This window comes from Acinetobacter sp. 826659, from assembly GCF_000588515.1.
GTDB lineage: Bacteria > Pseudomonadota > Gammaproteobacteria > Pseudomonadales > Moraxellaceae > Acinetobacter > Acinetobacter pittii.
In genome coordinates this window covers 194,427-218,151 of sequence record NZ_JFYD01000001.1, presented here as the reverse complement: position 1 = coordinate 218,151, position 23,725 = coordinate 194,427, and the positions used below count along the sequence as shown (strand labels likewise).

The following is a 23,725-nucleotide window of genomic DNA, read 5'->3' as shown; positions in this document are numbered from 1 at the left end:
TTTAAGCGTTAATCATATAGGCGGTAGATTCCGCTAAAACGTTCACAGCCTTTTTGCTGAGTTTTTACCTTCAGTAAAGCTTTTTGAAAATTAAACTGATATTTACAGTTGTGCTCATTGTCTAAAATTTCACTTTTTTGTTCAGGCGAACTATACGCCATCAATGAAATCGTTTGAGTTTCTTTGCGATTATTTGGGTTGCGGTATGCTATCCCTTCAATCTTGATTTTGTCTTTCGCGAGTTGATGGACTTGAATGTGTACAGGCTGAGCGGCTATATGTCCATCCTCAAACTTAAGATAATGTTGGGTAAGCGTTTGCTTAAGCGACGCATAAAAATTTAAGTCATCAGTACGTAAATCAAACTGTTGTTGAATGCATGTATTGCTCTTGCATTGCTGAGTATGTTTAGACCATAACTTTTGTGTATCCTGTAAAAGCTGTAAGGGGGCATCAGTAACTAAATATGCAGAAAGATATTTATTATTGAGTTGCTTTCTTGATTCACTAAATGTTTTTGAGCAGATTTTAAGCTCAGTTCCAGTATTGGAACAGTCTATTGATTCTGCAAAGACAAGAGGTGAACATAAACAACTCAGTGTCATGACAAAACTTAATCTTTTCAATTGATTCATATCAGTATTAGACAGCATGATCGCTTATACTTTCAGTCTACTTTGCTAGGTGTACTATAGCGAAACAGAAAGGCTGAATACAAGATTTCTTAAGTTTTTATGGAAGGTAATAATTTATATGGTTGCTCAGATTCGTATTGGACAAGGAATAGATGTACATGCCTTTGAAGAGGGGAACTTCGTTACATTGGCGGGTATTCAAATTCCACATACACATGGTTTGAAAGCACACTCGGATGGTGACGTCGTACTTCATGCGCTATGTGATGCTTTATTAGGTGCTTTAGCGCTTGGAGATATTGGACAGCATTTTCCTGATACTGATCCAGAATACAAAGGCGCAGATAGCCGAATATTGTTAAAGCATGTTTATCAATTAATTTTAGACCGCGGATATCAGTTAAATAATGCCGATATTACGGTGGCTTGTGAGCGTCCAAAATTAGCTAAGCATAATTTAGAAATGCGTCAAAGCATTGCTGACGTTCTAAATTTAGATATTAATCAAATTAGCATTAAAGCAACGACAACCGAAAAACTAGGATTTACCGGTCGTCAAGAAGGTATTTTGGCAACAGCGACTGTTTTAGTCTCTCATCACACTAAATGATCGGCCTGTTGCAAAGATTGCTGAAGTTCTAGAGTTGCCTTACGGCCTTGTAGCTGTAAGGTAATACTATGAATGAGTCCAGTCCAAGTCTCATTAGGTTCCCAAATTTCGTGCAATAAATCTTGAGACGTAGGCATATCCATATTCATATAAAACTGTCTATAGACATACATAAGGCAACTTACACGTTTATTTTTGGCACAATGTATCCAAACAATTTCACTTTGCACTAAATGATCAATCAAATCTAAAACTAATAAGCACTGCTCAGCAGAAGGAATCTCCCAATCAATTGGAATATGAATGTAATTTAAACCAAGGTCTAAACAAATACGATCTTCATTTTCAAGATGATTTGAAGCATTAGTTAAAGCAAGGTTAATGACTGTGCTACACCCATACTCTTTAATCAATTTTAGTTGTTCAACAGAAGGTTGGGCTGAACTAAATAAATGTTCATGAATAATCGAAAATGTGGGAATTTGGGATAATGATTGTTCAACGGTTGTCATGATCGCACTCTACAAGAGTAGGCTTAGCTTATTGTGTAGAATGTTATACACGATTCTAGATCAGAGTTGAAATATAGAGTGTTTATATATTCGACAACGTTATCAAAATTTTAAAAATAATTAACTAGAGAACTACAAGTCTTATAAAAATAAAAAAACAGCATCATAAAGATGCTGTTTTTTTCTAAATACTTAAGCTTTTAGATTTTCATTCAATAAAAATTCGACTAAAGCTTTTTGAGCATGAAGACGGTTTTCTGCCTCATCCCATACCACTGCATTTTTATGATCGAGCATGGTTTCCGAAATCTCTTCGCCACGATGAGCAGGTAAGCAGTGCATAAATAAACAGTCTGGGTGAGCAAGACCCATTAATTTTTCGTTAACCTGAAAATCAGCAAAGGCTTTTTCACGAAGTTTTTGTTCTTCTTCTTGCCCCATGCTTGCCCATACATCAGTCACAATGAGGTCAGCATTTACTGCTGCATCTTCCGCATTATCATAAAGCTCAACGCAATGACCAAACTCCGCTAAAAATTCAGGTTTAGGTTCATATCCTTTTGGCGATGCAATCTTGAGTTTGAAACCCATCATGTGTGCAGCTTCAATGTATGAATTACACATATTATTACCATCGCCAATCCAAGCAACGGTTTTGCCTTCGATGCTGCCGCGATGTTCAATATATGTTTGTAAATCTGCTAATAACTGGCAAGGGTGGTGGTCATCAGTTAAGCCGTTAATTACAGGTACTTTTGAATAAGAAGCAAAACGTTCAACAATGTCATGACCAAAGGTGCGAATCATCACAATATCAAGCATACTTGAAATTACACGTGCTGAATCTTCGATTGGTTCGCCACGGCCTAATTGTGTGTCACGAGGCGATAAAAAAATCGCACTACCGCCAAATTGGTTAATACCTGCTTCAAAAGAGATACGTGTACGTGTGCTTGATTTCTCAAAAATCATTCCCAATACTTTACCGACAAAAGGTTGGTAGACCTTATTGTCATGTTGCATTTTTTTAAGCTCGCTTGCGCGTTCCAAAATGCGATTAAGTTCTAGAGTGGATAGATCACGTAAAGTCAGGAAATGTCTTAGAGCCATGTAGCTACTCCATAATAATTGTTTTGAAATATAACAATTATCTGTTGTTGGCTGGGTGGATGTGGAAAAAAAGAAGTCTACTATACTATAAGCATTTTAAAATGCAAAAGAATTAGACTTTATGATGGCCTTTTAAAAAAATATCCACACAATATTCAATGTAATCAAGAGCTTCTTTCTCATCTGGCAAGGCTGGCATACCCATAATCATACGCCATTCAATGTCGCGCAAAATCCCAAAATACATCAGTGAAGAATAATAAGGAGAAGGACATGTGATTTCTCCTGATTTGTCTGCAAACTCTAATGCCTGAGTAAGCGTATTCTGTAAATTGTGTACCCATTTGTCATATAGGTATTGTATGAGGACAGTATTACATTCAGTTTGTTCGATAATAAGTCGTAAAAACGCAACATGCTCTGGTTGAATGATGTGAATATAAACCCGATTGAGGGTTTGAATTAGGTATTCTCTTAAAGTGCTTTTTTCGGGTTGAAATGCAATACAAACATCTTTAAAAAACATTTCACGTTTATAATCACAAATAGCAGTAAAAAGACCTTCTTTGTTGCCAAAATACTTATAAATTGACGCCTTAGAACCGCCTGCATGGTTGACAATATCATCAAGAGATACTGCATCATATCCTTTCTCTAGAAACAGCTCGGTCGCGCTTAACAATAGGGCTAAACGACGTTCAATACCGCGGCGTGTTTGAGGTTTCTCACATGCAAGGTGATGTGAATCCAGGACTGAATCATGCATAAAATTTAATAACAACAACTGACTTTGCTTATCTAGTATAGCAAAACTATCTTTAGTGATGGTTATAACCATTTTTTTAGATCATATGCTGAACAGTAAGTGGCTAATTCAAAAAATAAACTAATACAAAATATAAGCTTAGAGTTGTTTGTGGAAGGATTTGATGATGTAACCTTATGTTTACATTATATTTTAATGAAAAATCTGATTGGAAAACAAAGCGGCTAAGAATGACTTAACCGCTCTGAAGTTAAATAACCGGATTTCTAGGCTTCGGTCTGAGTCACCTTGTGCTCATCTTCTTCGTCATCATCTGCAGAATCCATTCCAAGTTCTTTTAACTTACGTGTTAAGGTATTGCGACCCCAACCTAATAATTCTGCTGCGTGACGTTTGCGTCCACGTGTTTGTTGTAAGGCTGCGTTAATCAACGTGCGTTCAAACATAGGTGTGGCAATATCCAAAATCTTCATTTCACCATTCTTAAGCTTTTGAATAGCCCATTGATTTAGTAGTTCATCCCAATGGTGTAGAGAAATACGCTCAAATGAAGGTGCAGGTTGTCCAGAATCACTATTCTTTTGCAATGGAACTTGTTTAAGCTCTGATGGTAAATCTTCTGGATAAACTTCGCGACCAGTGATCATTACAGTTAACCAGCGGCATGTGTTTTCTAGTTGGCGAACATTACCGGGCCATGGTAACTGTTGCATATAGTCCGTTGTTTCAGTGCGTAAGATTTTTGGACTTACGCCAAGCTCTTTACCTGCACGCGCAAGGAAATGCTGCGCAAGCATTGGAATATCTTCACTACGATGGGCAAGCTTAGGAATGTGAATACGAATCACATTTAAGCGGTGATATAAGTCTTCACGGAAGCGGCCTTCATTTACTAGCTTTTCTAAATCTTGATGCGTTGCTGCCACAATTCGAACATCTACTTTAACGGGAATGTGCCCACCTACACGATAGAACTCACCGTCAGCGAGTACGCGAAGCAATCGAGTCTGAGTTTCAAATGGCATATCACCAATTTCATCAAGGAACAATGTTCCGCCATTTGCCTGTTCAAAGCGTCCTTGATGCTGAGTATTCGCCCCTGTGAAAGCGCCTTTTTCATGACCAAACAACTCGGTTTCAATCAAGTCTTTTGGTATCGCAGCCATATTTAAGGCGATAAAAGGCTTTGCACGGCGTGGGGAGTGCTTGTGTAAAGCATGAGCAACTAATTCTTTACCCGTACCCGATTCACCATTAATTAAAACAGTAATATGAGATTGAGATAAACGACCGATAGCACGGAAAACCTCCTGCATTGCCGGAGATTCACCAATAATTTCTGTTGATTGAAGAGGTGAGGCTGTTTTTGTAGCTTCTTGCTGTTGTAGTTTATTAATATGCAGGATCGCGCGATTGACTAAAGCTAAAGCTTCATCAATATCAAAAGGTTTTGGTAAATACTCAAATGCACCCGTTTGATAGCTTGATACAGCAGACTCTAAGTCAGAATGTGCTGTCATAATAATGACAGGTAAATCTGGATGAGTGTTTTTGACTTTAGATAAAAAAGTTAAACCATCAATTCCAGGCATGCGGATGTCAGTTAAGATGACATCGGGAGCATCATGGTGCAAACGTTCAAGCGCAGTTTGAGCTTCTTCAAAATTGGTAACATCAAAACCTTCCTCTTTAAAGGTCTTTTCCAATACCCATCGCATGGCGCGATCATCATCAATAACCCATATTTTATTTCGCGACACGGTCTGACTCCCAAGGTAAATATAAGCTAAAAATTGTTTTTCCAGGAACAGATTGGCATTCAATCATTCCGTTATGTTGATGCATAATATTCTGTGCAATACTCAGGCCAAGCCCAGTACCTTTTGCTCGTCCAGTAACCAATGGATAGAATACTGACTCCAAAATACTTTCAGGAATGCCTGGTCCATTGTCCTCTATATCGACTCGCACTGTAGATCGATTCAGCACACCATTAATTGTGACAAGTCGTTGTATACGTGTACGTAGAATTAACTCCGGTTCGTGATCTATAAAAAATGGTTTGTTTTCTGTTATGGCTTTAATTGCGTTTACACTAATGTTGAGCATGACTTGTATTAATTGATCACGATCGGCATTAACATCGGGTAAAGACAAATCATAATCCCGTATAATTTTAATTTTCTTCTTTGTCTGGTTGGCGATAAGTGAACGCACTCGCTCCAAAGGCTCGTGTACGTTAACATTTTCATAACTTGGAAGTTGCCTAGAACCCAACATGGTATCTGCTAAGTTAGTTAAGCGATCTACTTCATTAATAATGACATCTGTAAATTCAGCATAACTCTTGTCGTTTAAACTGCGAGCGAGTAATTGAGTTGCGCCACGAATACCTGCAAGTGGATTCTTAATTTCGTGCGCTACGCCACGTACAAGCTGCCTAGCGACCTGATGTTGTTGTACCAGATTTTCTTCTTTGGAAATCTTTAACATACGATCAATCGGGTTGAGCTCAATTAAGAGTAATGGGTGATAACTTTTACCAGCATTTAATTGAGAAACTGTGTAATCGACATGAAGGTCTTTAAAGTTGACATTAATAACCGCTTCTCGACGGGTATAAGGTTGCCCCGTTTTTATGGTGTTTAATAAAGCTTCATGTGTATTAAAAGTATCATCAGGCGCATGAAGTAAGTTTAAAACGGGCTGTCCTGAAGCTCGAAGCAAACTAATATCAAATAGTGCTTCGCAGGCAGAATTTAAATAAAAAATGTTTAAGTTACTATCGATCAATAAAATCGCAGTAGTTAAGTTGTCTACCAATAGGCGATAGTCGATAGGGTTGTGTTGATCCATTAGCGAATCGTTCCTGTCTTAAAATAGCGCAATGGCATCTTCATTGGTTATCGGATTTTCACCGTTATAGAACATGAACGATGCAAAATGTACGCCAACTTTGTTTATGGGTTATTTTAAAGTTTTAAAGTATTTAAAAACGCGCTTAAATCGGTCTTTATATCGGTTGATCAAAACTGATGGCTTAAATATAGATAATAACATGATCCAACTTGGTGCAAAGATGAGTTTTGGTGCAAATGTTGGTCGTATTTTGGTGCATTACACAAAGAGTGGGCTTTCCACCTATGCTTGAGACAAGAAAAGACATACAATACGCGCATTCAAGTGGAGCGCAGATTCATGAAGACCCCCAAAGTCGGTTTTGTTTCTTTAGGTTGTCCTAAGGCATTGGTAGATTCTGAACGAATTTTAACTCAGTTAAAGACTGAAGGTTATCAAGTTGCATCAGATTATGATGGTGCTGATTTAGTTGTTGTTAATACCTGTGGTTTTATTGAATCTGCGGTACAAGAGTCGCTAGATGCAATTGGCGAGGCCATGAGTGAAAATGGTCGAGTAATCGTTACAGGGTGCTTAGGTAAAGACGAAGATAAAATTCGTCAAATGCATCCAAACGTTTTAAAGGTTACTGGTGCAGCAGCTTATCAAGATGTAATGGAAGCTGTGCATGAATATGTACCGGCACCTCCTAAACACAACCCGTTTGTTGATTTGGTTCCTGAACAAGGAATTCGCTTAACACCAAAGCATTATGCCTATTTAAAAATATCTGAAGGATGTAACCATCGTTGTACCTTCTGTATTATCCCAAGTATGCGTGGTGATCTTGTTTCTCGTCCAGTTGGAAGTGTATTGGAAGAAGCCGCTGCGCTTAAAAGAGCAGGTGTTAAAGAAATCTTGGTTATTTCGCAAGATACATCAGCTTATGGTGTAGATACCAAGTACAAACTTGATTTCTGGAATGGCCAGCCTGTTAAAACAAAATTCTTTGATATGTGTGAAGCACTAGGTCAACTTGGCATCTGGGTGCGCTTACATTATGTTTATCCATACCCACATGTTGATGCGGTTATTGATTTAATGGCACAAGGTAAAACCCTGCCATATCTTGATATTCCATTCCAACATGCAAGCCCGCGCATTCTTAAGTTAATGAAGCGTCCGGCTCACAGTGAAAATACACTCGAAAAAATTAAATTGTGGCGTGAAAAATGCCCGGATCTTGTGATTCGTTCTACATTTGTAGTGGGTTTCCCAGGCGAAACTGAAGAAGATTTTCAAATATTGCTCGATTGGTTGGTTGAAGCTGAACTTGATCGTGTTGGCTGCTTTACCTACTCACCAGTAGAAGGCGCTACGGCAAATGATTTACCCGATCATGTGCCTGAAGAAATTAAGCAAGAGCGTTACGAGCGCTTTATGCAAGTGCAGCAACAAATTTCTGCTGCTAAGTTGCAAAAACGTATTGGTCAAACGATGACTGTATTAGTCGATAGTTTGGAAGATGAATATCCTGTTGCTGTTGCACGTTCTTATGCCGATGCTCCGGAAATTGACGGTAATGTCTTTGTAGAAGATATCGATAAGAGCACGATTCAACCAGGCGATATGTTAGAAGTCGAAATCACCGATGCGGATGAATACGACTTATTTGCAAAGTTAATTAAAATTAAGTCGGTTTAATCGATAACGATTCAAAAAAGCATTCAGTTTAAGAGGTTTTGGAGCAAACTCATGGCGGAAACAATTAGCCCCCGTTATTCACGCATTTTATTAAAACTATCTGGTGAAGCATTATCAGGTAACAAAGACATGGGTATTGATGCTCAAGTCCTTGATCAAATGTCCCTTTCAATTGCTCACTTAGTTGGCTTGGGTGTGCAAGTGGGTATCGTTGTTGGTGGCGGTAACTTGTATCGTGGTAGTCAGTTGCAAAAGGATGGCTTGGTTGGTCGTGTAACAGGCGATCAAATGGGTATGCTTGCAACTGTAATGAATGGCTTGGCTATGCGTGATGCATTGGTTCGCCGTAATATCAGAACTCGCCTTATGTCTGCATTACCAATTGGTACAGTAGTAGAGTCTTATTCAAGTCGTGATGCTATCCGTCACTTGAGTCAAGGTGAAGTTTGTGTTTTTGTTGCTGGTACAGGAAATCCATTTTTTACGACTGATACGGCAGCTTGCTTACGCGGAATTGAAATTGAAGCAAATTTAATTCTAAAAGCGACCAAAGTAGATGGCGTATATAATAAAGATCCAAGTAAATACGAAGATGCGGTTAAATATGATCATTTAACCTTTGATCAGGTATTGGACGAAAAACTTGGTGTTATGGATTTGACAGCTATTTGTTTATGTCGTGACCATAATGTGCCATTACAAGTTTTTGATATGAATAAATCAGGCGCGCTATTGTCAGTAGTCATGGGCGAAAAAGAAGGTACACGCGTTACTAAATAATGTACGTGTTGACGAAAGCTCTTTATACTAGCGCTAAATTAAATTTGTTAAAACATCCTTGAATAAATAAGTAAGGTAGATCATATGATTAACGATCTGAAAAAAGACAGCGAACAGCGTATGTTGAAAACTCTTGAGTCTTTGGAACTAGGGTTTGCTAAAGTTCGTACCGGCCGTGCACACCCATCAATCTTAAATGGGGTAATGGTTCCTTACTACGGTTCTGATGTGCCTTTAAATCAAGTGGCAAACGTTGGTGTTGAAGATTCTCGTACACTTCTTGTTCAGCCATTTGAACGTACAATGGTTTCAGCTATTGATAAGGCAATTCGTGAGAGTGATCTTGGTTTAAACCCGATTACTGCGGATGCAATTCGTGTACCTTTACCTGCATTAACTGAAGAAACACGTCGTGATATGCAAAAAATTGCGCGTAGCGAAGCTGAAAATGCAAAAGTTGCAATTCGTAATATTCGTCGTGATGTATTAGGTGATATCAAAGCATTATTAAAAGAGAAAGAAATCTCTGAAGATGATGAGCGCCGTGCAGGTGACGATATCCAGAAAATCACTGACAAATATGTTGCAGAAGTAGACAAGCGTCTTGCAGCGAAAGAAGCAGAATTGATGAAGGTCTAATTTTATGACCGATTCAGAAGAGTATCATCTTCCTAAGCATGTTGCCATCATCATGGATGGCAACAACCGCTTTGCAAAAAAAAATCAAATGCAAAAAGGTGATGGACATCGAGAGGGTAAAAATGTTCTTGATCCTATCGTTGAACATTGTAAAAAAACAGGTATTCGTGCTTTAACGGTTTTTGCATTTTCAAGCGAAAACTGGAATCGACCACAATTTGAAGTCGATCTGCTTATGAAGCTTCTTGAAGAAACTATTCATGAGCAAATACCTCGCATGAAGAAATTTAATATTGCTTTGCGTTTCATAGGTGATCGTTCCAGATTACCGTCACACCTAGTTGCCTTAATGGAAGATGCAGAGCAACAGACAGCACACCATAACACTATGACCTTAACTATTGCTGTGAGCTATGGTGGGATGTGGGATATTGCAAATGCAGCAAAACAAGTTGCTGAAGCGGTTTCCCGTGGTGAATTTGGTGCTGATCAAATAAATGTTGATTTGTTCGAAAAATATGTCAGTCTAAACGATCTGCCAGCTGTGGACTTATTGATCCGTACAGGTGGAGATTATCGCATATCTAATTTCTTGTTATGGCAAGCAGCATATGCGGAGCTGTATTTTACTGATACTTTATGGCCAGAATTTACAGTACAAGAATTCGATCATGCATTGAATGTTTTTTCAGGGCGTGAACGTCGTTTTGGCAAAACATCTGAACAAATTCAGCAAGAGAAAATAGAGAACTTATAATGTTAGAGCGGATTGTTACCGCATTGGTACTTGTCGCAGTTGTTTTAGGCTGTATGTTTGCTACGCAATCACATTATCCAATGTTGGTTCTTATGATTGTAGCAGCAGGGGTTGCGGGGTATGAATGGTATAAATTAATGCCCCATGAAACTGTAAATGCTGTAAAGCCAAAAGCTTGGTGCTATGGTCTGCTTGTTGCATTCGTTTCAGGCGTTGCTCTATTTTTCCATGATATTGCATTATTGTTGTGGTCAGCTTCAATTTTGACTTGGCTTGTAAGCGTTTATTGGGTCAAATCTTTTCCTGAATTTGATGGGTGGTATAACGCTACTCTATATGTAATTGGCATTATTTTAGTTTGTGCTGCGGTAACTTCAATTTTTGTTGTTTGGCAAAGTTCACCATGGTGGTTAATGTATCTGTTCTTACTCGTGTGGGGTGCAGATAGTGGTGCTTACTTTGTTGGTCGTAAATTTGGTAAAAGAAAACTAGCACCAACAGTAAGTCCGAACAAATCGGTAGAAGGCTTGTATGGTGGTGTTATCACGACCATACTTGTAATGTTGGTTGTGCAATATCAGTATTTAAATTTAACTTTAATTCAGCAAATTCTGTTTCTTATATTGTCACTGATTACAGTATTCGGTTCAGTTTTAGGTGATTTATTTGAGTCGATGATTAAACGCCGTGCTGGTATTAAAGATTCTGGACGTGTACTACCTGGTCATGGTGGTGTTTTAGATCGTATTGATTCTTTACTTGCTGCAGCCCCGATCTTTGCAACGGGAATGTATATATTAAAACTTATTGGTGTAGATTTATAAATGACACAATCTGTTTGCATATTGGGCGTAACCGGTTCCATTGGGCAAAGTACCTTAAAAATTTTAAATCAACATCCTGATAAATATTCAGTATTTGCAATTTCAGCCCATAGTCGAATTTCTGAATTGGTTGATATATGTAAACAATTTCAACCAAAAGTTGTAGTTGTACCAAAGAAAAAAGTTGACGAATTAGCAGCTTTATTTGCAAAAAATGAATTAAAAAATATTGAAATTTTGACTGATCAGGAAGGGCTGGTAAGTATCGCATCTCATCCAGATGTTGATGTAGTTATGGCCGCAATTGTTGGAGCAGCTGGTTTATTACCAACATTAGCGGCTGTAAAAGCTGGTAAACGCGTATTGCTTGCTAATAAAGAAGCTTTGGTCATGTCTGGTGAAATCATGATGCAAGCAGCACGTGATCATCAGGCATTATTATTACCGGTAGATTCAGAACACAACGCTATTTTTCAGTCATTACCTCATAATTATTTAGAGGCTGAAAGAAATGGACAACCGCAACAGGGTGTATCAAGAATCTTATTGACCGCTTCAGGTGGACCATTTTTAAACCATTCGTTAGAACAATTAGAAAAAGTAACTCCTGCACAGGCTTGTAAGCATCCCAACTGGTCTATGGGGCAGAAAATCTCAGTTGACTCAGCTACTCTTATGAATAAAGGGTTAGAGTTGATCGAGGCATGTCATTTGTTTTCAATATCTGAACATTTTGTTACAGTTGTTGTTCATCCACAAAGTATTATTCATTCTATGGTGCAATATGTTGATGGTTCAACATTGGCGCAAATGGGTAATCCAGACATGTGTACACCGATTGCCCATGCATTAGCATGGCCAGAACGTTTACAGACTAGTGTTCCTGCTTTAGATTTATTTGAGTATTCTCAGCTTAATTTTCAAGCACCGGATATCCAGAAATTTCCAGCACTTGATTTAGCCCGTCAGGCAATGCGTGCAGGAGGGTTGGCACCTACTATTTTAAATGCTGCAAATGAAGTTGCTGTTGCTGCATTTTTAAACCAAGAGATTGGATTTACAAATATCCCACAAGTGGTAGAGCATACTTTGCAAAAATTGGAAAACTCAGTTGCTGATAATATCGAGTCTATTTTAAATAAAGATAAAGTAGCACGACATGTAGCACAGCAGTATATATCAAGTATAGGAGGCTGAAATGAGCGCATTATTTATGATTGCAGCAGCAGCTCTCTTGCTCGGTCCATTAATTGCAATTCATGAGTTCGGTCATTATTGGGTGGCACGAAAACTTGGTGTTAAAGTTTTAGTCTATTCCATTGGTTTTGGTCCGACATTACTTAAATGGACATCAAAAAAATCTGGAATTAAGTACCAACTTTCAGCTTTGCCTCTAGGTGGTTATGTAAAAATGCTCGATGAGCGCGAAGGTAATGTTGCAGAACAAGATTTACCTTATGCATTTAACCGTCAAAAACCATGGAAGCGTATAGCAATTGTTGCGGCTGGACCTTTAATTAATTTAATTTTTGCTGTTTTACTTTTCTGGATTTTATTTTTACCAGCACAGGAACAACTAAATACAAGAGTAGGTAAAGTTATACCCAACTCGCCAGCAGCAACAGCTCAACTACAAGTAGGTGACAAGATTATTGCTGTTGACGGAAAGGAAACCCAAACTTGGGAAAAACTTAACTTTGCTTTGATTGATCGTGTAGGTGAAACTGGTAACTTGAATATCGATGTAGATCGTGCAGGTACTGAAAAAAATATTGTTTTACCAATTAAAGATTTTTTAAAAAATCAAAATGAATCAGCTTTAGATGTATTAGGTTTTTTACCTTATCGTCCCGTTATTCCCGCTGTTGTAACTGAGTTGACTGCAGATGGGGCAGCAATTCGTCAAGGAATGAAAGTCGGTGATCGTATTGTTTCAATTAATGGTCAAGTAATGAAAGACTGGTTTGATGTTGTGGAAGTTGTGCAACATTCACCAGAAAAATTACTTGGTATTGATGTGTTGCGTAATGGTCAACTCGTTCATTTGCAAGTCATGCCTCAAGGAAAGCGTGACAATATGGGGCAAGTGAGTGGGGTTTTAGGCGTAAAAAGTGATGCAGGAAAAATTACAATTCCTGACGAATATAAGCAAATAATTCAATATACTCCATTACAAGCTTTCCAGATGTCACTAGATAAGACTGGCCAAATCTCTAGCATGATATTGAGTTCGATAGTAAAAATGGTTAAGGGTTTAATTGGCTTAGAGAATCTTTCTGGACCAATTACAATCGCGAAAGTAGCGGGACAAAGTGCAGAAATGGGATGGCAAACTTTTATCTCATTTATGGCTTTAATGAGTGTAAGTCTTGGAATTTTAAATTTATTGCCAATTCCAATGCTTGATGGTGGACATCTCGTTTATTACATTATTGAAGCTATTCGTGGGAAGCCTGTTTCTGAACAAATACAAATGTTTGGTCTAAAAATTGGTATGGTACTGCTCGGTAGTATGATGCTTTTAGCTTTATTTAACGATTTTATGCGTTTGTAAACGTATATGGATTTATAACTTACTGGAAAAACTGGCATGCGGCACACACATTTTTTAATGCCTTTGGCACTTGTTAGCGCTATGGCAGCGGTACAACAAGCATATGCAGCTGATGATTTCGTTGTTCGAGATATTCGTGTAGATGGTTTAGTCCGTCTTACTCCTGCAAATGTTTCTACCATGTTGCCAATCAACAGTGGCGATCGCGTTAATGAACCGATGATCGCAGAAGCAATTCGAACGTTGTATGCCACTGGACTTTTTGACGATATTAAAGCATCAAGAGATAACGATACTTTAGTTTTCAATGTCGTAGAGCGCCCAATTATTTCAAAACTTGAATTTAAGGGTAACAAACTTATTCCTAAAGAGGCTTTAGAGCAAGGCCTCAAAAAAATGGGCATTGCCGAAGGCGAAGTTTTCAAGAAGTCAGCCTTACAAACAATTGAAACTGAATTAGAGCAGCAATATACTCAGCAAGGCCGTTATGATGCTGACGTAACTGTTGATACGATAGCTCGTCCAAATAACCGTGTTGAACTTAAATTAAATTTTAATGAAGGTACGGCTGCTAAAGTTTTTAATATCAATATTATTGGTAACACTGTTTTTAAAGACAGCGAAATTAAACAAGCTTTCGCAGTTAAAGAAAGTGGATGGGCTTCTGTTGTAACCCGTAACGACCGTTATGCTAGAGAGAAAATGGCAGCGAGCCTTGAAGCTTTGCGTGCGATGTATCTGAATAAAGGTTATATCAATTTTCATATCAATAACTCACAGCTTAATATTAGTGAAGATAAAAAGAATATCTTTATTGAAGTTGCTGTAGAGGAAGGTAGTCAGTTCAAATTTGGTCAAACCAAATTTTTAGGTGACGCACTTTATAAACCTGAAGAACTGCAAGCTTTAAAAATCTATAAAGATGGCGATACTTATTCTCAAGAAAAAGTAAACGCTGTTAAGCAATTGTTATTGCGTAAATATGGTAATGCTGGTTATTACTTTGCAGATGTAAATGTTGTTCCGCAAATTAATAACGAAACGGGTGTTGTTGACTTAAACTATTATGTAAACCCAGGTCAGCAAGTAACTGTACGTCGTATTAACTTTACAGGTAATAGTAAAACTGCCGATGAAGTATTACGTCGTGAAATGCGTCAAATGGAAGGCGCTTTAGCGAGTAATGAAAAAATTGATTTGTCCAAGGTTCGTTTAGAGCGTACTGGATTCTTCAAAACAGTTGATATTAAACCGGCTCGTATTCCAAATTCACCAGATCAGGTGGATTTAAACGTAAATGTTGAAGAGCAACACTCGGGAACTACAACATTAGCGGTAGGTTACTCACAAAGTGGTGGTATCACATTCCAAGCAGGTTTGAGTCAAACTAACTTTATGGGAACAGGTAATCGTGTTTCCATCGATTTATCTCGTTCTGAAACTCAAGACTACTATAATTTAAGCGTTACCGACCCTTACTTCACTATTGATGGGGTAAGCCGCGGTTATAATGTTTACTATCGTAAAACAAAGCTAAATGATGACTATAACGTTAATAACTATGTTACCGATAGTTTTGGTGGTAGTTTAAGTTTTGGTTACCCAATTGATGAAAACCAAAGCCTAAGTGCTTCGGTTGGTGTTGATAATACTAAAGTAACGACTGGTCCTTATGTTTCTACTTATGTACGTGACTACTTAAAGGCTAATGGTGGTAAAGCAACAGGCACAGAGACTTACTGCCCAATTGAGAATCAAATTCCTATAAAAGATGAGCAAGGTAATATCACTGGCACTGAATGTAAGGAAGGGGGCACAAGAACTTATGAAAATGCATTTGAAGGTGAGTTCTTTACCTATAACTTAAATTTAGGTTGGTCATATAACACTTTAAATAGACCAATTTTCCCAACATCGGGTATGTCTCATCGAGTAGGGCTTGAAATTGGTTTACCTGGTAGTGATGTGGACTATCAAAAATTAACTTATGATGCGCAAGCATTCTGGCCAATTAAAGACACGGGTTTTGTGCTACGTGGCTATGGTAAGCTTGGCTATGGTAATGATTTGCCATTCTATAAAAACTTCTATGCGGGTGGTTATGGCTCTGTTCGCGGTTATGACAACAGTACCTTGGGTCCGAAATATTCAAGCGTGAATTTACAAGAAGAAAATAAAGATGACCCTTCACCAGAAGAAGTGGGTGGTAATGCTCTAGTTCAGTTTGGTACAGAGCTTGCTTTACCATTACCTTTCAAAGGGGACTGGACTCGTCAAGTACGCCCAGTTCTTTTTGCTGAAGGTGGTCAGGTATTCGATACTAAGTGTGACGTTGGTTCTTATTCTATGCGTATGAATGGCCAAGAAATTTCGAATGCTAAAAAATATTGTGAAGATAACTACGGTTTTGATTTAGGCAATATGCGTTATAGCGTAGGTGTTGGTTTCACATGGATCACTATGATTGGACCATTATCTCTTAGCTATGCATTCCCGTTAAATGATAAGCCTGGTGACGAAACTAAAGAGATTCAGTTTGAAATCGGTCGTACTTTCTAAGTACGACTTGACTAAACAATGAAATAAGGACACAAATTAAGATGAAAAAATTAAATATATTAATGTTAGGGTTAGGCCTTACAGTTTCTGCTATGACTAATGCTGCTGGTTATGGTGTTATTGATCTTGCTAAAGTTGTTGAAAGTAGTACTTATTTAAAACAACAAAATGCAAGTTTAAATCAATCTGTTAAACCAACAACAACTCGTCTTGAGCAGTTGGGTAAAGAGTTAGAAGGCCTTCAGCGTCAAGCCCAAACTCAAGGGCAAAAAATGAAAGAAGATGATATTAAGAAACTTCAAACTCAATATCAGTCAAAATTAAATGAATTTAATTCGACTCAACAAGGTTTGCAGTCTAAAGTTCAAACTAGTTTGCAAGGAATGAACTCAACTTTTGAGACTCGTGTGAAGCAAGCAGCTGAACAATTACGAAAAGAAAATAATCTTGACTTCATTTTGAATAAAAATTCGACCGTTGCCTATGACGCTAAATATGATTTAACTGATAAAATGATACAAAAGGTTAATTCAATGAAATAAATTAATGAAAGTGCAACATTATCGTTTAGATGAACTAGCTCACCTAGTGAATGGTGAGTTAGTCGGTGCGGGTAGTCTTCAATTCATAAACCTAGCAAGTTTAGAAAATGCTGAACCTTCTCATATTACTTTCGTAAATGGCGAAAAGTATATCGATCAAGCAAAAGCTAGCCGTGCGGGTGCGTACATTGTTACAAACTCAATTAAAGAACAGCTAACTGATAAACAAAATTTTATTATTGTTGATAATCCTTATTTAGCTTTTGCCATACTTACGCATGCTTTTGATAAAAAGATCACATCAATAGGGATTGAAAGTACTGCTCAAATTCATCCTTCTGCAATTATTTCTGAAAAAGCATATATTGGCCATTACGTTGTAATTGGTGAAAATTGTGTAGTAGGTGAGAACACGATTATCCAGTCTCATACTCGTCTGGATGATAATGTGGAAATTGGAAAGGATTGTTTTATCGATTCTCATGTCACCATTACTGGCGGTTCTAAATTACTTGATCGTGTTCGAGTTCATGCAAGTACTGTGATTGGTAGTGAAGGCTTTGGCTTTGCACCATATCAGGGTAAATGGCATCGTATTGCTCAATTAGGTTCAGTTATCATCGGTAATGATGTCCGCATTGGATCAAATTGTAGTATTGATCGAGGGGCACTAGATAATACGATTTTGGAAGATGGGGTAATTATTGATAATCTTGTGCAAATCGCACATAACGTTCATATTGGTTCCAATACAGCTATTGCTGCTAAATGTGGAATTGCTGGAAGCACTAAAATTGGCAAAAACTGTATTCTTGCAGGAGCCTGCGGTGTGTCTGGTCACCTTTCAATCACTGATAACGTGACTTTAACTGGAATGTCAATGGTCACAAAAAATATTTCTGAAGCTGGTACCTATTCTTCAGGAATTGGATTATTTGAAAATAGCCATTGGAAAAAGACAATTGTACGCTTGCGACAATTAGCAGATGTGCCATTGACCCAAATCACTAAACGACTTGATCATATACAAGCTCAAATAGAGTCTCTTGAATCAACTTTTAATTTGCGTAAATAGAATATTATGACCGAGTCAACTACACCTAAATTTGCCATCCCTGAATTACCAATGCAGATTCAAACGATTCGTCAATATTTGCCGCATCGTTATCCTTTCTTATTGGTTGATCGTGTGACTGAAGTTACTGACAATAGTATTGTTGGTTATAAAAATGTTTCTATCAATGAAGAGTTCCTACAAGGACATTTTCCAGAATATCCAATTATGCCGGGTGTTCTAATTGTAGAAGCATTAGCTCAAGTTTCGGGCGTTCTAGGTTTTATTATGAACAATGAGACGCCAAAACCAGGTTCTTTATTCCTCTTTGCTGGTGCAGAAAAGGTAAGATTTAAAAAACAAGTAGTTGCTGGCGACCAACTTGTATTAAAATCTGAATTAGTAATGCAAAAACGCGGTATCTACAAATATAACTGTACAGCTACCGTTGACGGTATTGTAGCAACAACCGCTGAAATTATGATTTCACACCAAAAAACAGAGCAGGCATGAGCAATCACGATTTAATTCATTCTACGGCCATTATTGATCCATCTGCAGTGATTGCCCCGGATGTCCAGATAGGACCTTATTGTATTATTGGTCCAAATGTGACGATTGGCGCTGGTACTAAATTACATTCACATGTTGTAGTTGGTGGTTTTACCAAAATTGGTCAAAATAATGAGATTTTCCAGTTTGCAAGTGTTGGTGAAGTTTGCCAAGACTTGAAATATCAAGGTGAAGAAACTTGGTTAGAGATTGGAGATCATAATTTAATTCGTGAGCATTGCAGTTTACATAGAGGAACTGTACAAGATAATGCTTTAACTAAAATAGGTAGTCATAACTTATTGATGGTTAATACACATATTGCACATGACTGTATTGTTGGTGATCATAATATTTTCGCAAATAATGTTGGTGTTGCTGGACACGTCCATATTGGTGATCATGTCATTATTGGTGGTAATTCGGGAATTCATCAATTCTGTAAAATCGATTCTTACAGTATGGTTGGTGGAGCATCTTTAATTTTAAAAGATGTGCCAGCTTATGTTATGGCATCTGGTAATCCAGCACATGCGTTTGGTATTAATATAGAAGGTATGCGCCGAAAGGGTTGGTCTAAGGATACAATTCAAGGCCTTAGAGAAGCTTATAAATTGATTTTCAAATCAGGCCTGACTTCTGTTCAAGCTGTTGAGCAGATTAAAAATGATATTCTTCCGAATGTTCCAGAAGCTCAATTATTAATTGACTCTGTTGAACAATCAGAACGTGGTATTGTGCGTTAAGCCGAGATATTCAAAAAAAGACACCGCAATCTGCGGTGTCTTTTTTCTTAAAAACTTTTATTTGTTAAAAAATTTGGCTTCTTCAGATTTTGGATACTGACTTAAGATTTTAGCTTTATATTGGTTTGCTGATACAGTGTTTTTATCAACATCTTTGGCAATACTGTAGAGTTGATAAAGCGCGCGAGGAGCTTTACTAGAATTTGGGTATTGCGTAGCTACTACAGTATAGTTCTTTTTAGCTTCATTATAATTTACCGGATCAGTTGCTAAATTAAACTCAGCTAACCAAAAATAGGCATTCCCTGTATAAACGCTATTAGGATGATTTTTGATAAAGTTTTGCATTGGAGCAATCGCTTTTTTCGCTCCACCTTGTTTGTAGGCATCTAAAGCGACAGTATAAGCTGCTTTTTCAAGTTCTACAGGGTTCGATTGGTTTTGTGTAGCAGGCGGTGAAGCTGGTTGTGTTACTTGCGTTTGTGAGGGGGGAGTAACTTGACTTGCAGAAGTTGTAGTACTTACTGCTTTATTGTCGATAGGAGGAGCTTCTGAGCTTCCAGTAGCTGTAGCATCACTATTTGCTGTATTGTCTGGTGTTGCACTTTCTGGATCTACTTTTTGATTCAGTAATTCCAAACGCTGGTCTAAATCAGTATAGCGATTAGATAAATCTTTTTTCAATTGTTCAATATCATTGGATTGTTCTTCTAACTGTCCGCGTAAGGTGCGTATATCATTTTCTAATTGTTGGTTTTTTTGCATCAATTCCCAATTTAAATTACTAGGGACTGAAGCGTTATTCGATGAAGTGTTAGTTGAACTACCACCACTTTGACTTAAACCGCGCGATTCAATTGGAATATTGGCATAGAGAGAAGTAGTGCTCATTAAGGCAATAAATAATAAAGAATGCTTCATCAATCGCATGAGTATAGGTCCATAATTTTATGTAAAAGCTAACTTGAGAAGGGAATATGTAAACTATTCACATTAGCTATCTAAGGTTTTAATTGATCATTGCAATTAAAACAGCTAACAATATAAATGCAAGAATAGTTTACAATCTTCAAGCATATTTTATTCAAAATAAGTATCAAGAAAGAATATAAGATAAGAGTTTCTAGGAATTTATATGTTTTTGACGATGAATTAATCAATTGAAACATAAACTTGCTTAAAATTGAGAAGAAGGCTTGCAACTCTTTTAAAAATCTCTATACTCTGTTTTGCAATGGTAGCCCCGCTGGTGGCTTCGCAATTGTACTCTGTGAACCCCGCCAGGACCGGAAGGTAGCAACGGTAGCAGATCTATGATGTGCCGAAGTTTTGCTAGTGGGGTTGCCACCATCTTCTAATCCGATCTCCGCTGGATTGCCTTCATAATTACATCTAAATCAAATCCTCTATATTGTAAAAACCTCATCTGTTTTGCTTTAAGTTTAGGATCTTTTTCTACTTCTTCACCAAACTTTTTCACTTTAAGTTGATAAGCCTGTTCCACCCAATCAATGTTATGAATTTCATCTGCAATTAAATCATTTTCGATTTGTTTAGTTTTTAAAGCTTGTTTGATGCGTTTTGGCCCTTTGCCTTTACGAATTTGGCTAGCCAATGTTAGTTCTGCAACGCGTTGGTCACTTTGATAATTTTGCTCAGATAACTCTTCAACAAGTTGCTTAACCTCTTCAGGGTTTTGTGCATAACGATTCAATTTCTCGATAAGTTCTGCTTTCGAATAATCTCGACGAGTCAATAACGCAAAAGCATATGAGCGCAAACGTTGACCTGTTAGCAAAGCGCGTTGTTGGGGCTGTTCTTCTGTTCTTTTGAACATATTTAATATTTCCTTGTAAAAAACGCCCCGAAGGGCGTTTTAAGACTTATAAGCGGTAATTAAGACTCTAATAAAAGATCTTCTTCTTCATCTTCCACTTGTACAGCACCATTAGTACCCGTAGTTAGCAGTTGTTCACGGATAATCTTTTCAATTTCTCCAGCCATTTGAGGGTTCTCTTCAAAGTGGCGGATAACATTGTTTTTACCTTGGCCAATTTTATTGCCTTGATATGAATACCAAGCGCCTGCTTTTTGCACGATATCTTGTTGTACAGCTAAATCTACAAGTTCGCCAAGCTGGTTTGTACCTTTACCGTATAGGATTTGGAAAATAGCTTCTTTGAAAGGAGGAGCCATTTTGTTTTTAACAACTTTAACTCGAGTTTCAGAGCCGATGATTTCATCACCTTCTTTGACTTGACCAATACGGCGGATATCTAAACGTACAGAAGCATAGAACTTTAATGCATTACCACCAGTCGTAGTCTCCGGGCTACCAAACATTACACCAATTTTCATACGGATCTGGTTAATGAAAATAACCATACAGTTCGAGCGTTTAGCGTTACCCGTAATTTTACGTAATGCCTGACTCATTAAGCGAGCTTGTAAGCCCATGTGAGAGTCACCCATTTCGCCTTCAATTTCTGCTTTAGGAGTAAGAGCAGCAACTGAGTCGACAACGATTAAATCAATTGCACCAGAGCGAACTAGCATGTCTGCAATCTCAAGTGCTTGTTCACCGTTATCAGGTTGCGATACAAGTAGATTATCAATGTCCACGCCCAGCTTACGTGCATATTGTGGATCTAATGCGTGTTCTGCATCGATAAATGCACAAGTACCACCAGCTTTTTGACATTGTGCAATCGCTTGGAGAGTCATTGTGGTTTTACCAGAAGATTCTGGACCATAAATCTCAACGATACGACCTTTCGGTAAACCGCCAATCCCCAATGCAATATCTAAAGTCAAAGAACCTGTAGATACAGCTTCAACTGCTTGAACAGTGTTATCACCGAGACGCATCACCGTATTTTTGCCAAATTGTTTCTCAATTTGACTTAGCGCGGCTTGTAATGCTTTGCTTTTATTCTCATCCATCTCAAAAACCTCAATACTCTAAGTTCATCACGTTTAACCCAAGTGGATGCATTGAATCTCAACTTGTTTCACAGGGCTAATAGTGACAGATTTTTTCTATAGCTTCTATGTGTTGTCTGTGTGTGTGCGACACAACTCGACGTTTTTATTCATCACCATACGACCAGTGTTGATCATTGTCCTGTTTAAACCGATTAATCTGTCTACGATCCTTTTTACTCGGTCTATGATCAGGTCGAGCAAGATTATGCAATTTTCGTTGGGATGCAATCAACTCCCGTCTAGCAATACTTACTTCTGTTTCTTCATAAAGTTGCTGGGCAACTGGTGCTGGACCACGTGTGTTCGAAAGCGCTTTTACCACAACGGTTTTTTTATCAAAACCTTGTTGAATAATCAGTTCCATTCCAACACGAATTTCTTTGGAAACTTTTACACGCTCATTATTGTGATGTACTTTACCTCCTTCGATTGCTGCTTTAGCAATTGAACGAGTTTTAAAAAAACGAGCAGCCCATAACCATTTGTCGATACGCATGGTCTCTACAGCATCGTTTTCAAGCGATTTTGACATCATTATCCTTTCTATCAATTTGATTCAATATAGACAGCAATTCTGTAAGTCGATCTAGTGCTTTATATTCTAAATCTTCATGCTTTCTTACATCCTTTAGACTTGAGGGCTGCAAGATAGTAAACAAGTGCTTGATACCAAATTTTTCAGCTGTTTTTAGTACAGGACCTGTATCATCAATAAAAATGGTTGCTTCTGTGTCGAAAGGATGTAATTTTTGGAGCTCTTGCCAAAAATGAATATCTTCTTTTGCATAACCAATTTGTTCACTCGATACCATTACGTCAAAGAAGTGTTCAATTGCAACATTATCGAGCTTTAACCGTAAGCTTGCACGATCGGCATTTGTAACTAACCAACAACTATATCCTTGCTTTTTCAGTTCCTGCAGAAGCTCAATACAACCAAACCGAGCTTGAATTTTGGTTTGAAATTCTTGCTGTAATTTGAGTACATCAACGCCTACAGTTTTGGTCCAATAAGCTGATGAATACCAAACAAGCGTATGTCTATGTGATTGATAAAACTGATATAGTGTTTTTTGGCTCTGGTCGAGTGGAAGTTGATGTATCTCTGCATGTCGCTTAGGAAGACATTCATTCCAAATGAAATCATCAAAAGCGAGATCTAATAGCGTACCATCCATGTCAAACATTACGATTTTAGACATATCTAAATATCTCCAAAATCATTTAAAGCAAACTTTTTAAGACACATCTACCATATATCCTTTTTAAAATCATTAATTAAAGAAACTTCGAGATATAAAATTAATTTAAAACTCCACCCATTAATTCTTTCAAAAGGTGTTTTGATTAATGTGATGGGTAGGGAGGATAAATGATTTGAAAATTATAGCGTGTAATTTTGCAAAACAGGAAACAATAATAAGTGCTTTTTAGTGGATAACTTTTACTGTGTTTGAAGTAAAAATAGACAGGCAAAGTTTATAATTAAGAAATCTTAAAAGGCTATCTATATTTATGGTTAATTTTGCTTACATAGGATACGTATTGACATACATTT

The 23,725-nt window shown here is 37.6% G+C and carries 25 protein-coding genes and 1 other RNA gene; 15 read left to right on the top strand and 11 right to left on the bottom strand.

The features are described from left to right. Positions 1-8 precede the first annotated feature (8 nt). A complete protein-coding gene (locus tag J663_RS01060) occupies positions 9-653 on the bottom strand; it encodes a hypothetical protein (RefSeq protein ID WP_033847316.1) in 645 nt (214 codons plus the stop codon). Positions 654-753: 100 nt separating this feature from the next. On the opposite strand from J663_RS01060, the gene ispF reads away from it, so the two are divergent. Then, positions 754-1,245, top strand: a complete 492-nt coding sequence (ispF, locus tag J663_RS01055) for a 2-C-methyl-D-erythritol 2,4-cyclodiphosphate synthase (RefSeq protein WP_033847315.1) — start codon at positions 754-756, stop codon at positions 1,243-1,245. Here ispF and J663_RS01050 read toward each other — a convergent pair. The 5 genes from J663_RS01050 to glnL all read right to left on the bottom strand — a co-directional run bounded on the left by J663_RS01050 (position 1,233) and on the right by glnL (position 6,489). After that, positions 1,233-1,757, bottom strand: a complete 525-nt coding sequence (locus J663_RS01050) for a protein tyrosine phosphatase family protein (protein ID WP_033847313.1) — start codon at positions 1,755-1,757, stop codon at positions 1,233-1,235. The two genes, ispF and J663_RS01050, sit on opposite strands and share 13 nt — an antisense overlap. Before the next feature lie 192 nt (positions 1,758-1,949). After that, the gene (gene argF, locus J663_RS01045) at positions 1,950-2,867 is read right to left on the bottom strand and encodes an ornithine carbamoyltransferase (protein ID WP_033847312.1); all 918 of its coding nucleotides are present in this window, start codon (positions 2,865-2,867) and stop codon (positions 1,950-1,952) included. 112 nt (positions 2,868-2,979) lie between these two features. Further along, positions 2,980-3,633, bottom strand: coding sequence for a TetR/AcrR family transcriptional regulator (locus J663_RS01040; protein ID WP_033848018.1), 654 nt, complete (start codon positions 3,631-3,633; stop codon positions 2,980-2,982). Between the two features lie 266 nt (positions 3,634-3,899). After that, positions 3,900-5,393, bottom strand: coding sequence for a nitrogen regulation protein NR(I) (gene glnG, locus J663_RS01035; protein ID WP_033847310.1), 1,494 nt, complete (start codon positions 5,391-5,393; stop codon positions 3,900-3,902). Beyond that, on the bottom strand, positions 5,380-6,489 hold the full coding sequence (glnL, locus tag J663_RS01030) for a nitrogen regulation protein NR(II) (RefSeq protein WP_033847309.1): 1,110 nt from the start codon (positions 6,487-6,489) through the stop codon (positions 5,380-5,382). The genes glnG and glnL overlap by 14 nt, the downstream gene beginning before the upstream one ends. Before the next feature lie 73 nt (positions 6,490-6,562). Here glnL and J663_RS19735 point away from each other — a divergent pair, with 73 nt between their 5' ends. The 13 genes from J663_RS19735 to lpxA all read left to right on the top strand — a co-directional run bounded on the left by J663_RS19735 (position 6,563) and on the right by lpxA (position 19,182). Then, positions 6,563-6,784, top strand: coding sequence for a hypothetical protein (locus J663_RS19735; protein ID WP_033847307.1), 222 nt, complete (start codon positions 6,563-6,565; stop codon positions 6,782-6,784). Positions 6,785-6,831: 47 nt separating this feature from the next. Then, positions 6,832-8,175 carry a 30S ribosomal protein S12 methylthiotransferase RimO gene (gene rimO / locus J663_RS01020; RefSeq protein WP_033847306.1) on the top strand — a complete coding sequence of 448 codons (1,344 nt, stop codon included), beginning with the start codon at positions 6,832-6,834 and terminating at the stop codon, positions 8,173-8,175. Between the two features lie 51 nt (positions 8,176-8,226). Then, the gene (pyrH, locus tag J663_RS01015; protein WP_000852257.1) at positions 8,227-8,955 is read left to right on the top strand and encodes a UMP kinase; all 729 of its coding nucleotides are present in this window, start codon (positions 8,227-8,229) and stop codon (positions 8,953-8,955) included. Positions 8,956-9,039: 84 nt separating this feature from the next. Next, complete coding sequence (gene frr / locus J663_RS01010; protein ID WP_002115638.1) at positions 9,040-9,594, top strand: ribosome recycling factor; 555 nt, start codon at positions 9,040-9,042, stop codon at positions 9,592-9,594. A 4-nt stretch (positions 9,595-9,598) separates the two neighbouring features. After that, positions 9,599-10,351, top strand: a complete 753-nt coding sequence (uppS, locus tag J663_RS01005; protein WP_002115643.1) for a polyprenyl diphosphate synthase — start codon at positions 9,599-9,601, stop codon at positions 10,349-10,351. Beyond that, positions 10,351-11,175 carry a phosphatidate cytidylyltransferase gene (locus J663_RS01000; RefSeq protein ID WP_014206990.1) on the top strand — a complete coding sequence of 275 codons (825 nt, stop codon included), beginning with the start codon at positions 10,351-10,353 and terminating at the stop codon, positions 11,173-11,175. The genes uppS and J663_RS01000 overlap by 1 nt, the downstream gene beginning before the upstream one ends. Further along, positions 11,176-12,372, top strand: coding sequence for a 1-deoxy-D-xylulose-5-phosphate reductoisomerase (gene ispC / locus J663_RS00995; protein WP_033847304.1), 1,197 nt, complete (start codon positions 11,176-11,178; stop codon positions 12,370-12,372). A gap of 1 nt (position 12,373) precedes the next feature. Continuing rightward, positions 12,374-13,729: an RIP metalloprotease RseP gene (gene rseP, locus J663_RS00990; RefSeq protein WP_033847303.1), complete on the top strand. Its 1,356-nt coding sequence runs from the start codon at positions 12,374-12,376 to the stop codon at positions 13,727-13,729. A gap of 36 nt (positions 13,730-13,765) precedes the next feature. Further along, a complete protein-coding gene (bamA, locus tag J663_RS00985) occupies positions 13,766-16,288 on the top strand; it encodes an outer membrane protein assembly factor BamA (protein ID WP_033847301.1) in 2,523 nt (840 codons plus the stop codon). A gap of 41 nt (positions 16,289-16,329) precedes the next feature. After that, positions 16,330-16,830 carry an OmpH family outer membrane protein gene (locus tag J663_RS00980; protein WP_016145644.1) on the top strand — a complete coding sequence of 167 codons (501 nt, stop codon included), beginning with the start codon at positions 16,330-16,332 and terminating at the stop codon, positions 16,828-16,830. A 4-nt stretch (positions 16,831-16,834) separates the two neighbouring features. Beyond that, positions 16,835-17,905 (top strand): UDP-3-O-(3-hydroxymyristoyl)glucosamine N-acyltransferase, encoded by a 1,071-nt coding sequence (gene lpxD / locus J663_RS00975; RefSeq protein ID WP_032003815.1) that lies wholly within the window; start codon positions 16,835-16,837, stop codon positions 17,903-17,905. Positions 17,906-17,911: 6 nt separating this feature from the next. Next, on the top strand, positions 17,912-18,397 hold the full coding sequence (gene fabZ, locus J663_RS00970) for a 3-hydroxyacyl-ACP dehydratase FabZ (protein WP_002115603.1): 486 nt from the start codon (positions 17,912-17,914) through the stop codon (positions 18,395-18,397). Beyond that, positions 18,394-19,182, top strand: a complete 789-nt coding sequence (gene lpxA, locus J663_RS00965) for an acyl-ACP--UDP-N-acetylglucosamine O-acyltransferase (RefSeq protein ID WP_017385998.1) — start codon at positions 18,394-18,396, stop codon at positions 19,180-19,182. Before fabZ ends, lpxA begins: the two co-directional genes overlap by 4 nt. 57 nt (positions 19,183-19,239) lie before the next feature. Here the strand turns inward: lpxA and J663_RS00960 are convergent, their stop codons facing one another. Further along, the gene (locus tag J663_RS00960) at positions 19,240-20,112 is read right to left on the bottom strand and encodes a YbgF trimerization domain-containing protein (protein WP_033847298.1); all 873 of its coding nucleotides are present in this window, start codon (positions 20,110-20,112) and stop codon (positions 19,240-19,242) included. A gap of 314 nt (positions 20,113-20,426) precedes the next feature. On the opposite strand from J663_RS00960, the gene ffs reads away from it, so the two are divergent. Then, an RNA gene (ffs, locus tag J663_RS18595) (signal recognition particle sRNA small type) lies at positions 20,427-20,523 on the top strand. A 13-nt stretch (positions 20,524-20,536) separates the two neighbouring features. Here ffs and J663_RS00955 read toward each other — a convergent pair. The 4 genes from J663_RS00955 to J663_RS00940 form a co-directional block, all read right to left on the bottom strand. After that, a complete protein-coding gene (locus J663_RS00955) occupies positions 20,537-21,019 on the bottom strand; it encodes a regulatory protein RecX (RefSeq protein ID WP_005068912.1) in 483 nt (160 codons plus the stop codon). A 59-nt stretch (positions 21,020-21,078) separates the two neighbouring features. After that, positions 21,079-22,125 (bottom strand): recombinase RecA, encoded by a 1,047-nt coding sequence (recA, locus tag J663_RS00950; RefSeq protein ID WP_002115680.1) that lies wholly within the window; start codon positions 22,123-22,125, stop codon positions 21,079-21,081. A 145-nt stretch (positions 22,126-22,270) separates the two neighbouring features. After that, positions 22,271-22,699 (bottom strand): RNA-binding S4 domain-containing protein, encoded by a 429-nt coding sequence (locus J663_RS00945; RefSeq protein ID WP_005068915.1) that lies wholly within the window; start codon positions 22,697-22,699, stop codon positions 22,271-22,273. After that, a complete protein-coding gene (locus tag J663_RS00940) occupies positions 22,683-23,369 on the bottom strand; it encodes an HAD-IA family hydrolase (protein ID WP_033847297.1) in 687 nt (228 codons plus the stop codon). The genes J663_RS00945 and J663_RS00940 overlap by 17 nt, the downstream gene beginning before the upstream one ends. Positions 23,370-23,725 lie beyond the last annotated feature (356 nt).

What these genes read in the sequence shown, in the direction of transcription:
- rimO (WP_033847306.1), top strand. Translation starts at nt 6,832, where the DNA reads ATGAAGACCCCCAAAGTCGGTTTTGTTTCTTTAGGTTGTCCTAAGGCA.
- J663_RS00955 (WP_005068912.1), bottom strand. Translation starts at nt 21,019, where the DNA reads ATGTTCAAAAGAACAGAAGAACAGCCCCAACAACGCGCTTTGCTAACA.
- glnL (WP_033847309.1), bottom strand. Translation starts at nt 6,489, where the DNA reads ATGGATCAACACAACCCTATCGACTATCGCCTATTGGTAGACAACTTA.
- argF (WP_033847312.1), bottom strand. Translation starts at nt 2,867, where the DNA reads ATGGCTCTAAGACATTTCCTGACTTTACGTGATCTATCCACTCTAGAA.
- J663_RS01050 (WP_033847313.1), bottom strand. Translation starts at nt 1,757, where the DNA reads ATGACAACCGTTGAACAATCATTATCCCAAATTCCCACATTTTCGATT.
- uppS (WP_002115643.1), top strand. Translation starts at nt 9,599, where the DNA reads ATGACCGATTCAGAAGAGTATCATCTTCCTAAGCATGTTGCCATCATC.
- J663_RS00945 (WP_005068915.1), bottom strand. Translation starts at nt 22,699, where the DNA reads ATGTCAAAATCGCTTGAAAACGATGCTGTAGAGACCATGCGTATCGAC.
- recA (WP_002115680.1), bottom strand. Translation starts at nt 22,125, where the DNA reads ATGGATGAGAATAAAAGCAAAGCATTACAAGCCGCGCTAAGTCAAATT.
- ispF (WP_033847315.1), top strand. Translation starts at nt 754, where the DNA reads ATGGTTGCTCAGATTCGTATTGGACAAGGAATAGATGTACATGCCTTT.
- bamA (WP_033847301.1), top strand. Translation starts at nt 13,766, where the DNA reads ATGCGGCACACACATTTTTTAATGCCTTTGGCACTTGTTAGCGCTATG.
- pyrH (WP_000852257.1), top strand. Translation starts at nt 8,227, where the DNA reads ATGGCGGAAACAATTAGCCCCCGTTATTCACGCATTTTATTAAAACTA.
- lpxD (WP_032003815.1), top strand. Translation starts at nt 16,835, where the DNA reads ATGAAAGTGCAACATTATCGTTTAGATGAACTAGCTCACCTAGTGAAT.
- J663_RS00960 (WP_033847298.1), bottom strand. Translation starts at nt 20,112, where the DNA reads ATGCGATTGATGAAGCATTCTTTATTATTTATTGCCTTAATGAGCACT.
- rseP (WP_033847303.1), top strand. Translation starts at nt 12,374, where the DNA reads ATGAGCGCATTATTTATGATTGCAGCAGCAGCTCTCTTGCTCGGTCCA.
- J663_RS00940 (WP_033847297.1), bottom strand. Translation starts at nt 23,369, where the DNA reads ATGTCTAAAATCGTAATGTTTGACATGGATGGTACGCTATTAGATCTC.
- J663_RS19735 (WP_033847307.1), top strand. Translation starts at nt 6,563, where the DNA reads ATGAACGATGCAAAATGTACGCCAACTTTGTTTATGGGTTATTTTAAA.
- J663_RS01040 (WP_033848018.1), bottom strand. Translation starts at nt 3,633, where the DNA reads ATGCATGATTCAGTCCTGGATTCACATCACCTTGCATGTGAGAAACCT.
- ispC (WP_033847304.1), top strand. Translation starts at nt 11,176, where the DNA reads ATGACACAATCTGTTTGCATATTGGGCGTAACCGGTTCCATTGGGCAA.
- frr (WP_002115638.1), top strand. Translation starts at nt 9,040, where the DNA reads ATGATTAACGATCTGAAAAAAGACAGCGAACAGCGTATGTTGAAAACT.
- J663_RS01000 (WP_014206990.1), top strand. Translation starts at nt 10,351, where the DNA reads ATGTTAGAGCGGATTGTTACCGCATTGGTACTTGTCGCAGTTGTTTTA.
- fabZ (WP_002115603.1), top strand. Translation starts at nt 17,912, where the DNA reads ATGACCGAGTCAACTACACCTAAATTTGCCATCCCTGAATTACCAATG.
- J663_RS00980 (WP_016145644.1), top strand. Translation starts at nt 16,330, where the DNA reads ATGAAAAAATTAAATATATTAATGTTAGGGTTAGGCCTTACAGTTTCT.
- lpxA (WP_017385998.1), top strand. Translation starts at nt 18,394, where the DNA reads ATGAGCAATCACGATTTAATTCATTCTACGGCCATTATTGATCCATCT.
- J663_RS01060 (WP_033847316.1), bottom strand. Translation starts at nt 653, where the DNA reads ATGCTGTCTAATACTGATATGAATCAATTGAAAAGATTAAGTTTTGTC.